Below are 14,519 nucleotides of genomic sequence, written 5' to 3' on the forward strand. Positions count from 1 at the left end.
GCTACCGGCGCAGGTAATCCAGCTGCGCCTGCACGCTCCACTCGGCCGCGTCCCAGAGTTTTTCGTCGACGTCGGTGTAGACGTGTTCGACCACTGCACGCGCGGTGGCGTCCTCCCCGAGATGCCGCAGCGCCCAGCGGACCTGCTCCAGGCGCTCGTGTCGATGCGCCAGATAGCCGTCGGCGACCGCGGCCAGGTCGTCGAGGTCGGGCCCGTGCCCGGACAGCACCGTGCGATGGCCGAGACCACGCAATCGCAGGAGCGACTCCAGATAGTCGCCGAGATCGCCGTCCTCGGAGTCGATCACCGTCGTACCGCGCCCCAGCACGGTGTCGGCGGTCAGCACGGCGTCGTCGAGCAGGAAAGACAGCGAATCCGCAGTGTGGCCCGGCGTGGCCAGCACCGTGATGCGCACTCCGGCCGCGTCGATGACCTCACCGTCGGTCAGCGCTCCCCCGAGGCCGCGCTGGAAGCCGCTGCCGACGGACCTCACCACGGCGCCGGTCAGGTCGACGAGCCGGTCGATTCCACCGGTGTGGTCCTCGTGCCGGTGGCTGATCAGCACGAGCGGGATCGGGCCCAGCGCCGCCAGCCGTTCGATGTGTTCGTCCCGGTCGTCGGGTCCGGGGTCGACGACCACCATCTCGTCACTGCCGTGCCCGCGCAGCACCCATGTGTTGGTGCCGTCGAGCGTCATGCGCCCCGGGTTGTCGCACAGCAGCACCGACGCGGTCTCGGTGACCGGCCGCAGCATTCCGTACGCGGGGTGCTCCATCTACTGAACCTCGGCCTAATCGTCGCCTTCGGCAACCTCGACGATGAGCTCCACTTCCACCGGTGCATTGCGCGGCAGCTCCGACACCCCGACCGCCGATCGGGCGTGCGCACCGGCGTCACCGAAGATCTCGCCGAACAGCTCGGACGCCCCGTTGATGACGACGGGTTGGCCACCGAAGCCGGGTGCGGATGCGACGAAGCCGACGACCTTGACCACCCGCACGACCGCGTCGATCCCGACGAGGGCGTCGACGGCGGCGAGCGCGTTCAGCGCGCACCGGCGGGCCAGGTGCGCGGCGTCCTCGACCGACACCTCGGCGCCCACCTTGCCCGTCTCGACCAGCTCACCGCCGGCGATGGGCAACTGCCCCGCGGTGTAGACGAGGTTGCCCGTGCGCACCGCGGGCACGTAGGCGGCCAGTGGCGCGACGACCTCGGGCAGGGCGATGCCCAGCTCGGCCAGCCGCTCGGACCAGATCGGCTGGCTCACTTGGCGCGCTTCAGATACGCGACGTGCTGCTCGCCGGTCGGGCCCGGCAACACCGAGACCAGCTCCCAGCCGTCTTCGCCCCACTGATCGAGGATCTGTTTGGTCGCGTGCGTCAGCAACGGAACGGTCGCGTATTCCCACCGGGTCGATTCGCTCATGCGGCCGAGCTTATCGGGCGCCTCCGACCGCTATGGCTAGCATGCAGTGGTGGCAACCACACCAGAGGGCTCACCCCGCGGTACCTGGCCGGCGCGGCTGGCCGAGGCGCGCCTGCACTTCGTCAGTGGCAAAGGTGGCACCGGAAAATCGACGATCGCCGCCGCCCTGGCGCTGGCGCTGGCCGCCGGCGGCCGCAAGGTGCTTCTCGTGGAAGTCGAAGGGCGCCAAGGTATCGCGCAACTCTTCGATGTCCCGCCGCTGCCGTACGAAGAGGTCAAGATCGCGACCGCGGAGGGTGGCGGTCAGGTCAACGCGCTGGCCATCGACACCGAGGCCGCGTTCCTGGAGTACCTGGACATGTTCTACAACCTGGGGCTGGCGGGGCGGGCCATGCGCCGGATCGGGGCTGTCGAGTTCGCGACGACGATCGCGCCAGGCCTGCGTGATGTGCTGCTGACCGGGAAGATCAAAGAGGTCGTCACCCGCACGCCGAAGGAAGCCAAGGGCAAGTACGGCTACTACGACGCGGTGGTCGTCGACTCACCGCCGACGGGCCGGATCGCCCGCTTTCTCGACGTCACCAAGGCGGTGTCGGATCTGGCCAAGGGTGGGCCGGTGCACTCGCAGGCCGACGGCGTGGTGCGGCTGTTGCACTCCGACATGACCGCGATCCATCTCGTGACGCTCCTGGAGGCGTTGCCGGTGCAGGAGACCCTGGAGGCGATCGCCGAGCTGCGCGAGATGGAGTTGCCGATCGGATCGGTGATCATCAACCGCAACATCCCCGCGTACCTGCCGCCGGATGATCTGACCAAGGCGGCCGACGGCGACATCGACGCCGACGCGATCCGCGCGGGATTGAGCAGTGCCGGAATCGCGTTGTCCGACAACGACTTCGCCGGCCTGCTGACCGAGACCATCGAGCACGCGACGCGTATCGCGGCACGCGCTGAGAGCGCGGAGCAGCTGACCGAACTCGAGGTCCCGCGCCTCGACCTCCCCGCCCTGGCCGATGGCGTGGATCTGGGCAGTCTGTACGAGTTGGCCGAAGCGCTCGCCCAGCAGGGCGTGCGGTGACGAGAGGCAGATGATGAGCACCGCTCCGGTGACCCTGGACATGGGATCGATACTGCGCGACAAGGCCAATCGCGTCGTCGTGTGCTGCGGCGCAGGCGGCGTCGGCAAGACCACCACCGCCGCCGCGATGGCGCTGCGTGCCGCCGAGTACGGTCGCACCGTCGTGGTCCTGACCATCGACCCGGCCAAGCGGCTCGCTCAGGCGCTCGGCATCAAAGATCTGGGCAACGTTCCCCAGCGGGTCCCGCTGGCCCCCGAGGTGTCGGGTGAGCTGTACGCGATGATGCTCGACATGCGTCGGACGTTCGACGAGATGGTCGTCCAGTACTCGGGGCCCGACCGCGCCGACGCCATCCTGGACAACCAGTTCTACCAAACGGTGGCCACGTCGCTGGCGGGCACGCAGGAGTACATGGCCATGGAGAAGCTGGGACAGCTTCTGGCAGAGGACAAGTGGGATCTGATCGTGGTGGACACGCCACCGTCGCGCAACGCGCTGGACTTCCTCGACGCGCCGAAGCGGCTGGGCAGCTTCATGGACAGCCGGCTGTGGCGGCTGCTGCTGGCGCCGGGGCGGGGCATCGGCCGTCTGGTGACCGGCGCGGTGGGTCTGGCGATGAAGGGCATGTCGACGATCCTGGGCTCGCGGATGCTCTCTGACGCAGCGGGATTCGTGCAGTCGCTGGATGCCACGTTCGGCGGGTTCCGGGAGAAGGCCGACCGGACCTATGAGCTCCTCAAGCGTCGCGGCACGCAGTTCGTCGTCGTCTCCGCGGCCGAACCCGACGCGCTGCGGGAGGCGTCGTTCTTCGTCGACCGGCTGTCCTCGGAGCGGATGCCGCTGGCCGGTCTGATCCTCAACCGCACCCACCCGACGCTGTGCGATCTGAACGCCGATGCGGCGACCAAGGCGGCCGACGAGTTGGACGCCGCCGAGGCGGGATCGTTGACCGCTGCCGTGCTGCGGGTACATGCCGACCGGGCCTCGACGGCCAAGCGGGAGGTCCGTCTGCTGTCGCGGTTCACCGGCGCCAACCCCCACGTGGCGATCGTCGGTGTGCCGTCGCTGCCGTTCGACGTGTCAGACCTGGAGGCGCTGCGCGCGATCGCGGATCAGATCACCGGGCAGACCGCCGCGGCCTGACGGCGTCGGGCCGCTGAACCGGCAAGTACCAGCAAAGCAAATTTTGACGTAGCTGAAAGCCGCGCGATCTAGCCGGCGCTGCGGTGTTTGCGCTGAGCGGCGAAGAAGTCCGACCAGGACACCACGTCGGGGTGCTGCTTGAGCAGGGCGCGGCGCTGACGCTCGGTCATGCCACCCCACACCCCGAACTCCACGCGGTTGTCCAGCGCGTCGGCGCCGCACTCGGCGATCACCGGGCAATGCCGGCAGATGACCGCGGCCTTGCGCTGAGCGGCGCCGCGGACGAACAGCTCGTCGGGATCGGTCTGGCGACACCGGGCTTGCGAAACCCACGCAATACGGGCTTCTGCCTCTGCGCCGTGCAGAATGGAATCGCTAGTTGTGTTGACCGTGGTCTTGCGAGCGGCGGGCTTGGTAACTGACACCAGCGATCCCCTTCGTTCTGGCCGCGCCCCGACAACGCAGACGGCTGAAACTGCGACGTCGATCGCCTGAGTGCGATCTACGCCACACTGCGAGGTCCTTGTGTGACCTGTATCGCACTGTGCGCTCAATTTAGGTGGTCACCGGCGTTTTGCGCAATACGTTCGTGACCACTTTTTTGGGACAACCGTGCCGTCACGCCGGTACAGTGCCCGACCTGGCGCCCGACCTCGGCGTTTGTCAGCTCCTGCCACGAGTCAGGAGGAGGCGCTCGAACTCGGTGTGCTGGACGGGCGTCGCTACTCTGTAACCCATGCCGGAGGAGGACAAGGCCGGGCCGCCGCGTGCGGTCACGGTGATCAAGCTCGCCTGGTGCGTACTTCTGGCCAGCGTGATCGCCGCGGGGCTGATGTTCCCCGTCGTCGGCGGCGTGGGTCTGATGTCGAACCGCGCCTCGGATGTGGTGGCCAACGGATCGGCTCAGCTGGTCGAGGGCGAGGTGCCACAGGTGTCGACCATGGTCGACGCGAAGGGCAACGTCATCGCGTGGCTGTACAGCCAGCGGCGCTTCGAGGTACCCAGCGATCAGATCGCCAACACGATGAAGCTGGCCATCGTCTCGATCGAGGACAAGCGGTTTGCCGAGCACAACGGCGTGGACTGGCAGGGCACGCTGACGGGGCTCTCGGGATATCTGTCGGGCAACCTCGACACCCGCGGTGGATCGACGCTCGAGCAGCAGTACGTGAAGAACTACCAGCTGCTGGTGCTCGCGCAGACCGACGCCGAGAAGCGGGCCGCCGTCGAGACCACCCCGGCCCGCAAGCTGCGCGAGATCCGGATGGCCCTGACGCTGGACAAGACGTTCACCAAACCGGAGATCCTCACCCGCTACCTGAACCTGGTGTCCTTCGGCAACGGCGCCTTCGGTATCCAGGACGCCGCCCAGACCTACTTCGGCATCAACGCCTCGGAGTTGAACTGGCAGCAGGCCGCGCTGCTGGCCGGCATGGTCCAGTCGACGAGCACGCTGAACCCGTACACCAACCCCGACGGCGCATTGGCGCGGCGCAACCTGGTGCTCGACACGATGATCGAGAACATCCCCGAGCACGCCGACGAGCTGCGTGCGGCCAAGCAGGAGCCTCTCGGCGTCCTGCCGACGCCCAAGGAGCTCCCCCGCGGCTGCATCGCCGCCGGCGACCGGGCGTTCTTCTGCGACTACGCCCTCGACTACCTGGCGCGCGCCGGGATCAGCAAGGACCAGGTGGCCAAGGGCGGCTATCTGATCAAGACGACGCTCGACCCGGACATCCAGAACACGGTGAAGTCCTCGATCGACGGGATCGCCGCGCCCGACCTGGAGGGCGTGGCCAGCGTGATGAGCGTGATCCGGCCGGGCAAGGAGTCCCACCCGGTGCTCGCGATGGCCAGCAACCGGACCTACGGGCTCAACCTCGACGCCGGGGAGACGATGCAACCGCAGCCGTTCTCGCTGGTCGGTGACGGCGCCGGCTCGGTGTTCAAGGTCTTCACCACGGCCGCGGCGCTGGAGATGGGGATGGGCATCAACGCCACACTCGACGCTCCGTCGCGGTTCGAGGCCAAGGGCCTGGGGAGCGGCGGCGCGCGCGGCTGCCCACCCGCCACGTGGTGCGTGCAGAACGCCGGCAACTACCGCGGTCAGATGAGCGTCACCGACGCATTGGCGACGTCGCCCAACACCGCGTTCGCGAAGCTGATCGCCCAGGTCGGAGTGCAGCGCGCCGTCGACATGGCCGTCCGGCTGGGGTTGCGCTCCTACGCCTTGCCCGGGACCGCGCGCGACTACGACCCGGAGAGCAACGAGAGCCTCGCCGATTTCATCAAGCGGCAGAACCTGGGCTCGTTCACGCTGGGCCCGATCGAGGTGAACGCGCTGGAGTTGTCCAACGTCGCCGCGACGTTGTCGTCGGGCGGCACGTGGTGCCCGCCCAATCCGATCGCGCAGGTCGTCGACCGCCACGGCGAAGAGGTCGCAGTGACGACGGAGACGTGCGAGCAGGCGGTGCCCGAGGGCCTGGCGAACACGCTGGCCAACGCGATGAGCCATGACGACCAGGGCAACGGCACCGCGGCCGGTGCCGCCGGATCGGTCGGCTGGAATCTGCCGATGTCGGGCAAGACGGGAACCACCGAGGCGCACCGCTCGTCGGCGTTCCTCGGGTTCACCAACCAGCTCGCGGCAGCCAACTACATCTACGACGACTCCAACAGCCCCGGTGAACTGTGCTCGTTCCCGCTGCGGCAGTGCGGGGACGGCAACCTGTTCGGCGGCAACGAGCCGGCCCGGACCTGGTTCACCGCGATGCAACCGATCGCCACCACCTTCGGAGACGTGGCGCTGCCCCCGACCGATCCGCGCTATGTCGACGGCGCGCCGGGCTCACGGGTTCCCAGCGTGGCCGGGATGAGCCAGGACACCGCGCGGGCGCGGCTGAGGGAGGCCGGTTTCCAGGTCGCCGATCAGGCGACGCCGGTGAACAGCTCGTCGTCCTACGGCACCGTCGTCGGCACGTCGCCCACCGGGCAGACGGTCCCGGGGTCGATCATCACGATCCAGATCTCCAACGGCATCGCCCCGGCTCCGCCGCCGCCTCCGCCAGGGGCCGTGCCGCCGGGCGCACCACCGCCGCCGGTCGGAGAGACGGTGATCAACATTCCGGGTCTGCCGCCGATCACCGTGCCGGTGCTCGGACCTCCGCCGCCACCCGCGCCGCCGCCACCGCCCTGATCGGCGCGGACCACTCGCGGCACAGCCGGTGGCAGTAGGCTGGAATGATGCCTGGTTCTGCTGGTTCGAAGGTGACGACCGCCGTGAAGAACACCACGCTCGTGTCGGCCGGCACGCTCGTGGCCGGCATCGCCTACGCCTCGGTGATCGAACGCAACGCGTTCGTGCTGCGCGAGGCGACGATGCCGGTGCTCTCGCCCGGCTCCTCGCCGCTGAAGGTGTTGCACATCAGCGACATCCACATGCGCCCCACGCAGCGCCGCAAGCAGGCCTGGCTGCGTGAGCTGGCGGGTCTGGAGCCGGATCTGGTGGTCAACACGGGTGACAACCTGGCCCATCCGAAGGCGGTTCCGGCGGTCGTGCAGGCGCTCGGTGACCTGCTGTCGGTGCCGGGGGTGTTCGTGTTCGGCAGCAACGACTATTTCGCGCCGCGGCTGAAGAACCCCGCGAACTATCTGACCAAGCCGGGGCACCGCATCCACGGCGAACCGCTGCCCTGGCAGGACCTGCGCGCCGCGTTCACCGAACGGGGCTGGTTCGACCTGACGCACACCCGGCGCGATCTCGACGTCGCGGGTCTGCGGATCGCTGCGGCCGGCGTCGACGATCCCCACCTGTCGCGGGACCGCTACGCGACCATCGAGGGGGCGGCCGATCCGACGGCGAACCTGACGCTGGGGTTGACGCACTCGCCTGAGCCGCGGGTGCTCGACCGTTTCGCCGCCGACGGGTACCAGCTCGTCATGGCGGGCCACACCCACGGCGGGCAGTTGTGCCTGCCGTTCTACGGCGCGATCGTCACCAACTGCGAGCTGGATCGGTCGCGGGTCAAGGGCCCGTCCCGGTGGGGTGCGCGGACCCAGCTGCACGTGTCGGCAGGCATCGGTACGTCGCCGTTCGCGCCGCTGCGGTTCTGCTGCCGCCCGGAGGCGACGTTGCTGACGCTGGTGGCCGCGCCGACGGGCGGCTCCGATGCGGGACGTGTTGCCGGACAGTCGCATCCGACCGTATCGGCGCGGTGAGCGACCCGGCCTCGTCGGCCGCGCAGGACCGGTCCCGTTCATGGGTCGACAACGCAGTCCGGCTCATCGAGGCTGATGCCCGCCGCAGCGCTGACACCCACCTGCTGCGCTACCCGCTGCCCTCGACGTGGGGGCAGGACTGCGATCTGGCGCTCTATCTGAAGGACGAGAGCACCCACATCACCGGCAGCCTGAAGCACCGGCTGGCGCGCTCACTGTTCCTCTACGCCCTGTGCAACGGGTGGATCTGCGAGGGCACGACGGTGATCGAGGCCTCGTCCGGGTCGACGGCGGTGTCGGAGGCGTATTTCGCGTCGATGATCGGGCTGCCGTTCATCGCGGTGATGCCCGCGTCCACCAGTGCGACCAAGGTCGCGCTGATCCAATCCCAGGGCGGCCACTGCCATTTCGTCACCGAGTCGGCACAGGTCTATGCCGAGGCGCAGCGGTTGGCCGAGGAGACCGGCGGGCACTACCTCGATCAGTTCACCAATGCCGAACGAGCCACCGACTGGCGGGGCAACAACAACATCGCCGAATCGATCTTCGACCAGATGGTGCGCGAAGCCCACCCGATTCCGGAGTGGATCGTCGTCGGGGCCGGTACGGGCGGTACCAGTGCGACGATCGGCCGTTACCTGCGTTACCGACGGCATCCGACCCGGCTGTGCGTCGTCGATCCGGAGAACTCCGCGTTCTATCCGTCATTCGTGCGCGACGACCCGCAGGTGGTGACCGAGAAGTCCTCCCGCATCGAGGGCATCGGCCGGCCCCGGGTGGAGCCGTCGTTCCTGCCGGGAGTGGTCGACCGGATGATGACGGTGCCCGACGCGGCATCGGTGGCCACCGCGCACCACGTCAGCCGGGTCCTGAACCGCCGGGTGGGCCCGTCGACGGGGACGAACGTCTGGGGTGCCTTCCAGCTGCTGTGTGAGATGGCCGAGGCCGGCCGGTCGGGCTCGGTCGTGACCCTTCTGTGCGACGGCGGCGAACGCTACGCCGAGACCTACTTTCGCGACGAGTGGCTCATCAGCCACGGACTCGACCCGTCGGAACCCGCCGAGGTGCTGGCCGAGTTCGAACGGTCCGGCCGCTGGCCGTGATCCTGTGACCGCCGCGACAGCGGCGACAGGGGCCCGTCGGAGGTCAGGAACAGCCACAGCGCTGCCAGCGCGAAGAAGCCCAGGTAGAGCGATGCACCCAATCCGGTCATGACCTGCCTCGTTTCGATTGTCGCTGTTCGTCAGTGTGCACAACGCCACTGACATACCCATTCCATCCCGCGGCGTGTCATGCGTTTGGCTTCACCCCAGGGCCGTGCGATACGCTGTCGTGGCTTCACACGGGGTGTGGCGCAGCTTGGTAGCGTGCTTCGTTCGGGACGAAGAGGTCGTGGGTTCGAATCCCGCCACCCCGACAGCAAGACGCCCAAACCGATTGCCGGTTTGGGCGTTTCCTGTCTCTGGGGTCGAGCCGACAGGGGGATGGCCGGTGACGAGGGCACGACGGCGGATCGCCGACGTCGGCGACGACCGGCTGCGGCGGGCGCGCCGGCAGTGGGCCGTCGTGCTGGTCGTGGCGCTCCTGGTCCTCGTCGCGGTGTATCTGCTGGCCGTCCAGACCACGCTGGGTCAGCGGCTCGAGGACGCGGCGCTGCGCGGTGCCGATCAGGTCGACCCCGAGCTGCACCGGGTCGCCCTGCGGGCGTTTCACACCATCACGGTGGGTTCGCAGATCGCCGCCACCGTGCTCGTCGCCGCGATCGGCCTGCTGCGTCGCCAGGTGTGGCTCGCGGTGGCCGGGGTGGGGGTGATCCTCGGCGGCCAGGCGGTCACGCAGATCCTGAAGTACCACGTGTTGTCCCGGCCCGACCTGACCGCGATCGACGGACAATTCGCGGAGAACACGCTGCCCAGCGGGCACACCACAGCCGCGATGTGCCTGTTGTTCGCGACGATGATCGTGATGCCCTACCGGTTCCGCGGCATCGCGATGTTCCTGACGTTGACGTGGGCGGTCGGCATCGGGGCCTACACGGTGATCATCCAGGCGCACCGGCTCTCGGACACACTGGCCGCGGACGCGGTGGCGCTGGCGGTGGCGTGCCTGGCCGCGCTGCTGCTCTCGCGCACCGGCCGGATTCGCGCGGTGGTGTCCCCCAGCCCGCAACGCTTCGTCCTGCGCACCGTGTTCGTCGTCGCGGTGGGCGTCATCGGGGCAGCCTGCCTGGGGCTGGGCGGGGTCCAGATGCTGCACGCAGTGGCAGCCCACGTCGAGGACGAGCCGACGGCGTGGCGGTTGTTCCTCAGCTCGCAGTGGCTGGCCGCGGCGGGGTCGATCGGGTCGGCGTTGCTGTTCTGGTGGACGTGGTACCGGCTGGAGACCAAACGCCGCCACGATCCTGTCGCGACGCGCTAGGCGGTCGGCTCTCCGCTGTCCTTGTCGACGTCCGGAGTGTCGCGGTCCGGGTCCTTCTCGGTGTCGCGCGCCCGGTCGGCCGTCGAACCCTCGTCATCGTCGTAGATTCCGCTACCGCGTGTCATCGTTGCCTCCTCACGCCGCCGCAGTGCGCAGTTTCTCGAGCAGGGGCCCCGCCGCCTCGCTCAGGAATGCGTCCTGGGTGTCGCCGCCCACCTGGACCAGCGCGATGTCGGTGAACCCGGCTTTCCAGTACTCGGAGACGGCGTCGACGATCGCGTCGAGGTCGGGTCCGCACGGGATCGAGTCCGCGGTGTCCTCCGGACGGACGAACTGGGTGGCCCCGTCGAAGCCCATCGTGGTGGGCAGGTCGGCGTTGACCGCCCAACCGCCCGCGAACCAGCGGAACTGGTCGTGGGCCCGTTCGATCGCGGCGTCACGGTCGGGGTCCCAGCTGATCGGGATCTGTCCGATCACCCGCACGTCGCCGGGCAATCCGGTGGCGCGACGGGCGTCGTGCCAGGCGTCGACGAGGTCCTTGTTCGGCTCGACGGCGATCAGATGGTCGGCCAGCGGGGCGAAGTTCTCCACCGAGCGGTCTCCGGAGACGGCCGCAGCGATCGGCACCGGTACCTCGGGCACATCCCAGATCCGAGCCGAATCGACCTCGAAATACTCGCCTTTCCAGTCGACGAGCTCACCGGTGTGCAGTTCCCGGATGATCTGGATCGCCTCGCGCAACATGTCCTGACGGCGCGCGACGGTCGGCCAGCGCTGCCCGACGATGTGCTCGTTGAGGTTCTCCCCGGAGCCGACGCCGAGGGTGAAGCGGCCGTCGGCCAGGATCTGCAGCGTGGCAGCCTTCTGCGCGACGACCGCCGGGTGATACCGGATCGTCGGACAGGTCACATACGTCATCAACTCGACACGTTCGGTCGCATGCGCCACCGCGCCGAGCACCGTCCAGGCATACGGCGCGTGGCCCTGCGAGGCCAGCCAGGGGAAATAGTGGTCGCTGGAGACTTCGAAGTCGAAACCGGCCTGCTCTGCCGAAACTGCATAGCGGACAAGGTCTTTGGGTCCACTCTGCTCGGTCATCAGGGTGTAGCCGAAACGGGTCATGCCGCGGGAGTACCCGGGACGCCCGTGCCGAAACGAGCCGCGCGGGCGGGGGGCCGCGTTGTCAAGACCCGGCACGCTCGACAAGATGGTGATCATGACCTACGACGCCGGCGGCTACGGGGCGGCCCCGGGCTGGAACACTCCTGCCGGCCCACCACCCGGGTACGGTCCCCCTCCGGGGTGGGGTCCACCTCCGGGTTACGGCCCGCCGCCGGGTTACGGCCCGCCGCCCGGGTACGGTCCCCCGCCGGGCTACGGGCCGCCGCCGGGCTTCGGACCGTCGGGCTGGGGCCCGCCACCCGTGCTGCGTCCGGGCATCGTGCCGCTGCGGCCGCTGACGCTGTCGGACATGTTCAACGGGGCATTCGCGTACATGCGGGCCAACCCCAAGGCCACGCTGGGATTGACGACGATCGTGGTGGTCGCCGCGCAGGTGGTGGCCCTCATCCTGTCGTTGTGGCCGCTGGCCCTGAGCGGCGACGTGGAGCAGGCGATCGACAGCGCCGCCACCGGCGCCACGATGTTCGAGACCGGCGCGGGCATCGCCTCACTGCTGTCGAGTTTCACCGCTGCAGTGGCGACCGCGCTCTCGACGATTCTGCTGAGCGGATTGCTCACCGTGGTCATCGGCCGGGCGATCTTCGGCGCGGACATCACGATCGCCGAGGCATGGCACCGGCTGAAGCCGAGGTTGTGGGCCTTGCTCGGCTTCACGGTGCTCGAGGCGATCGGCGCGGTGGTGGCCATCGGCATCGTCGTGGCGATCGTCGTCTCGGTCGGGGTGTTCGTCAACGGGTGGGCGGCCTTCGCGGTCGCCGTGCCGCTGGGTCTGGCGCTGGTGGCCGGGCTCTTCTACGTCGGGACGATGCTGTCGTTCACCCCGGCCGCCATCGTGCTGGAGCGCCGCGACATCGTCTCGGCAGTCAAGCGGTCGTTCGCCTTGATCCGCGGTGACTTCTGGCGCGTGCTGGGCATCCGCCTGCTCGCGGTCCTGGTCGCGCAGCTGGTCGCCGGTGCCGTCGCGATCCCGTTCAGCTTCGGCGGGCAGGTCCTGCTGAGCACCGGGGGCAGCGTGTCCGCGGCGATGGTCGCGCTGGTCATCATCGCCGTCGGCGGCGCGATCGGGCAGATCATCACCGGCCCGTTCAACGCGGGAATCGTGGTGCTGCAGTACACCGATCGCCGCATCCGCGCCGAGGCGTTCGACCTCGTGCTGCAGACCGGCGCCGTGCAGACGCCGACAGCGCCGCACTCCACCGACGATCTGTGGTTGACCGGCCGGCGGTGACGTGGCCCCGATCGACATCGACCGCGACGCAGCCCGGGACGCGGCACAGAACGAACTGTCAAAAGCGATCTATCCCCGGCCGTCGCTGACCGACCAGTTCCTCGCCTGGCTGGATCGCCTGCTGTACCGCATCACCGCCGAAGCGGCATCGCTGCCGGGTGGCTGGGTGACGGTGACGATCCTGGTACTGCTGAGCATCGTCGCTGTCCTGGTCGTGATCCGAATCGCGCGACGAGCCAAGCGCACCAGCACAACCGAGACCGACGCGCTGTTCGCCGGTCACGTCCTCAGCGCCGCCGAACACCGGGCCACCGCGCAACGTCATGCGGCACACGGTGAATGGACCCCGGCGATCCAGCACCGGTTGCGTGCGGTGGCCCGGCAGCTGGAGGACGACGAGGTGCTGGGCGCGGCACCCGGCCGGACGGCCACCGAACTGGCCCAGGCCGCGGGACGCTCGCTACCCGAATTGGCCTCCCACTTCGATTCCGCCGCAGGTGTTTTCAACGACGTCAGCTACGGTGACGTGGCCGGCACCGAAGAGCAGTATCGGATGGTGAGTGCCCTCGACGATGCGCTGGGCCGGCGGCCGGCGGCCACCGCGGCGCAGGCACCTCCGGCGCAGCCTCCCTGGGCCCCGGTGCGATGACCACCGCGATCGGCCCCACGCTCGGGCAGCGATGGAAGACCTGGCGCTGGGTCCTGCTCGCGCTCGTCGCCATCGTCGCGATCGCGACACTGAGCACCTGGCTGACATCGCCTCGTCCCGGCGGACCCCTCGAGCCCACGTCGACGTCCCCCGACGGTACCCGGGCGTTGATCGCTCTGCTGCGCGACAACGGAATCGACGTCGTCGTCGCCGACTCGGTGGCCGACGTCGAGCGCGCCGCGCGCCCGGACACGCTGCTGGTCGCAGGCCAGACGTTCTGGCTCTACGACGACGACCAGCTGCGCCGGCTCGCGGCTCTGCCCGGCGACCGGCTTCTCCTGGCGCCGATCGGCAAGACCCGCGAGGCGCTGGCGCCGGCGGTGCGCAGCAGTGACGCGACCGAATTCGGCGGCCTGACACCGGGATGCGATCTGCGCGAAGCGCAGCGCGCAGGGTCCGTCCAGTTCGGGGTGTCCGACACCTTCGAACCGACCGGGCCCACCCCGGTGACCCGCTGTTACGGCGGAGCGCTGGCCCGATACGACGACGCGGGACGAACCGTCACCGTGCTCGGCGACGCGAGCTTCCTGACGAATTCCGGTCTGCTCGAGGAGGGCAACGCCGCGCTGGCGATGAATCTGACCGGTACGCGCAACACGGTGATCTGGTATGCGCCGCAACGCGGCGAGGGCACCGCCTCGACGGGCGATGCCGACATCATCGACCTGATCCCCGATCAGGTCGTCTGGATGGTGCTTCAGCTCGTCGTGGCCGTCGCCCTGTTGGCGCTGTGGCGCGGCCGGCGCGTGGGCCCGTTGGTGGCCGAACCTCTGCCGGTGGTCGTGCGCGCCTCGGAGACCGTGGAGGGCCGTGGCCGGCTGTATCGGTCGCGGCGCGCACGCGATCGCGCGGCCGACGCGCTGCGCACCTCGACCCGACAACGTCTGCTGCCCCGGCTGGGCCTGCGACCCGACGCCGTCCCGGGGGCCGTCGTCGCGGCCCTGGCCCGACGCTGCGGACAGGACCCGCAGGCCCTCGCCCATATCCTGTACGGGCAGCCACCGGAGGACGACACCGAGCTGGTGGCTCTGGCCCGCGCACTCGACGACATCGAAAGGCAGGTCGCGCAGTCGTGACACAGCCGAGCACCACAGACCACTCCGAGCAGGGGGCCCGC

The 14,519-nt window shown here is 69.2% G+C and carries 15 protein-coding genes and 1 tRNA gene; 10 read left to right on the plus strand and 6 right to left on the minus strand.

Translation table 11 applies throughout. The features are described from left to right. Window position 1 precedes the first annotated feature (1 nt). The 3 genes from MHN84_RS10705 to MHN84_RS10715 are packed head-to-tail and all read right to left on the minus strand — an operon-like array spanning window position 2 to window position 1,425. A complete protein-coding gene (locus MHN84_RS10705; protein ID WP_241204623.1) occupies window positions 2-775 on the minus strand; it encodes an MBL fold metallo-hydrolase in 774 nt (257 codons plus the stop codon). Window positions 776-790: 15 nt separating this feature from the next. Then, entirely contained in the window at window positions 791-1,255 is a 465-nt protein-coding gene (locus MHN84_RS10710) for a RidA family protein (protein WP_241204850.1), read from the minus strand. Between the two features lie 8 nt (window positions 1,256-1,263). After that, complete coding sequence (locus MHN84_RS10715; protein ID WP_110798036.1) at window positions 1,264-1,425, minus strand: DUF4177 domain-containing protein; 162 nt, start codon at window positions 1,423-1,425, stop codon at window positions 1,264-1,266. Between the two features lie 46 nt (window positions 1,426-1,471). Between MHN84_RS10715 and MHN84_RS10720 the strand changes: the two genes are divergently transcribed. Next, entirely contained in the window at window positions 1,472-2,503 is a 1,032-nt protein-coding gene (locus MHN84_RS10720; RefSeq protein ID WP_374238355.1) for an ArsA family ATPase, read from the plus strand. 13 nt (window positions 2,504-2,516) lie between these two features. Further along, window positions 2,517-3,647 carry an ArsA family ATPase gene (locus MHN84_RS10725; protein ID WP_241204851.1) on the plus strand — a complete coding sequence of 377 codons (1,131 nt, stop codon included), beginning with the start codon at window positions 2,517-2,519 and terminating at the stop codon, window positions 3,645-3,647. Between the two features lie 68 nt (window positions 3,648-3,715). Here MHN84_RS10725 and MHN84_RS10730 read toward each other — a convergent pair whose 3' ends face one another. After that, a complete protein-coding gene (locus MHN84_RS10730; protein WP_308192932.1) occupies window positions 3,716-4,072 on the minus strand; it encodes a WhiB family transcriptional regulator in 357 nt (118 codons plus the stop codon). A 311-nt stretch (window positions 4,073-4,383) separates the two neighbouring features. Between MHN84_RS10730 and ponA2 the strand changes: the two genes are divergently transcribed. The 5 genes from ponA2 (at window position 4,384) to MHN84_RS10755 (ending at window position 10,283) form a co-directional block, all read left to right on the plus strand. After that, window positions 4,384-6,843 (plus strand): transglycosylase/D,D-transpeptidase PonA2, encoded by a 2,460-nt coding sequence (ponA2, locus tag MHN84_RS10735; RefSeq protein WP_241204625.1) that lies wholly within the window; start codon window positions 4,384-4,386, stop codon window positions 6,841-6,843. Window positions 6,844-6,890: 47 nt separating this feature from the next. Then, entirely contained in the window at window positions 6,891-7,865 is a 975-nt protein-coding gene (locus tag MHN84_RS10740; RefSeq protein ID WP_241204626.1) for a metallophosphoesterase, read from the plus strand. Next, the gene (locus MHN84_RS10745) at window positions 7,862-8,968 is read left to right on the plus strand and encodes a PLP-dependent cysteine synthase family protein (protein WP_241204627.1); all 1,107 of its coding nucleotides are present in this window, start codon (window positions 7,862-7,864) and stop codon (window positions 8,966-8,968) included. The genes MHN84_RS10740 and MHN84_RS10745 overlap by 4 nt, the downstream gene beginning before the upstream one ends. Before the next feature lie 240 nt (window positions 8,969-9,208). Further along, window positions 9,209-9,282 (plus strand) — tRNA-Pro (locus MHN84_RS10750). Between the two features lie 74 nt (window positions 9,283-9,356). Continuing rightward, window positions 9,357-10,283 carry a phosphatase PAP2 family protein gene (locus MHN84_RS10755; RefSeq protein ID WP_241204628.1) on the plus strand — a complete coding sequence of 309 codons (927 nt, stop codon included), beginning with the start codon at window positions 9,357-9,359 and terminating at the stop codon, window positions 10,281-10,283. Here MHN84_RS10755 and MHN84_RS29670 read toward each other — a convergent pair. After that, window positions 10,280-10,408 carry a hypothetical protein gene (locus MHN84_RS29670; protein WP_255730277.1) on the minus strand — a complete coding sequence of 43 codons (129 nt, stop codon included), beginning with the start codon at window positions 10,406-10,408 and terminating at the stop codon, window positions 10,280-10,282. The genes MHN84_RS10755 and MHN84_RS29670 overlap by 4 nt on opposite strands. 10 nt (window positions 10,409-10,418) lie before the next feature. Beyond that, window positions 10,419-11,405 (minus strand): LLM class F420-dependent oxidoreductase, encoded by a 987-nt coding sequence (locus tag MHN84_RS10760; protein WP_241204629.1) that lies wholly within the window; start codon window positions 11,403-11,405, stop codon window positions 10,419-10,421. A 94-nt stretch (window positions 11,406-11,499) separates the two neighbouring features. Between MHN84_RS10760 and MHN84_RS10765 the strand changes: the two genes are divergently transcribed. From MHN84_RS10765 to MHN84_RS10775, 3 genes are read left to right on the plus strand one after another with little or no spacing between them, the layout of a single operon-like run. After that, window positions 11,500-12,693, plus strand: a complete 1,194-nt coding sequence (locus tag MHN84_RS10765; protein ID WP_241204852.1) for a hypothetical protein — start codon at window positions 11,500-11,502, stop codon at window positions 12,691-12,693. A 1-nt stretch (window position 12,694) separates the two neighbouring features. Then, window positions 12,695-13,342, plus strand: coding sequence for a DUF4129 domain-containing protein (locus MHN84_RS10770; protein ID WP_241204630.1), 648 nt, complete (start codon window positions 12,695-12,697; stop codon window positions 13,340-13,342). Continuing rightward, window positions 13,339-14,478, plus strand: coding sequence for a DUF4350 domain-containing protein (locus MHN84_RS10775; protein WP_241204631.1), 1,140 nt, complete (start codon window positions 13,339-13,341; stop codon window positions 14,476-14,478). The genes MHN84_RS10770 and MHN84_RS10775 overlap by 4 nt, the downstream gene beginning before the upstream one ends. The last annotated feature ends 41 nt before the right edge of the window (window positions 14,479-14,519 follow it).

This window comes from Mycobacterium sp. PSTR-4-N (assembly GCF_022348085.1).
In the GTDB taxonomy this organism is placed as follows: Bacteria; Actinomycetota; Actinomycetes; order Mycobacteriales; family Mycobacteriaceae; genus Mycobacterium.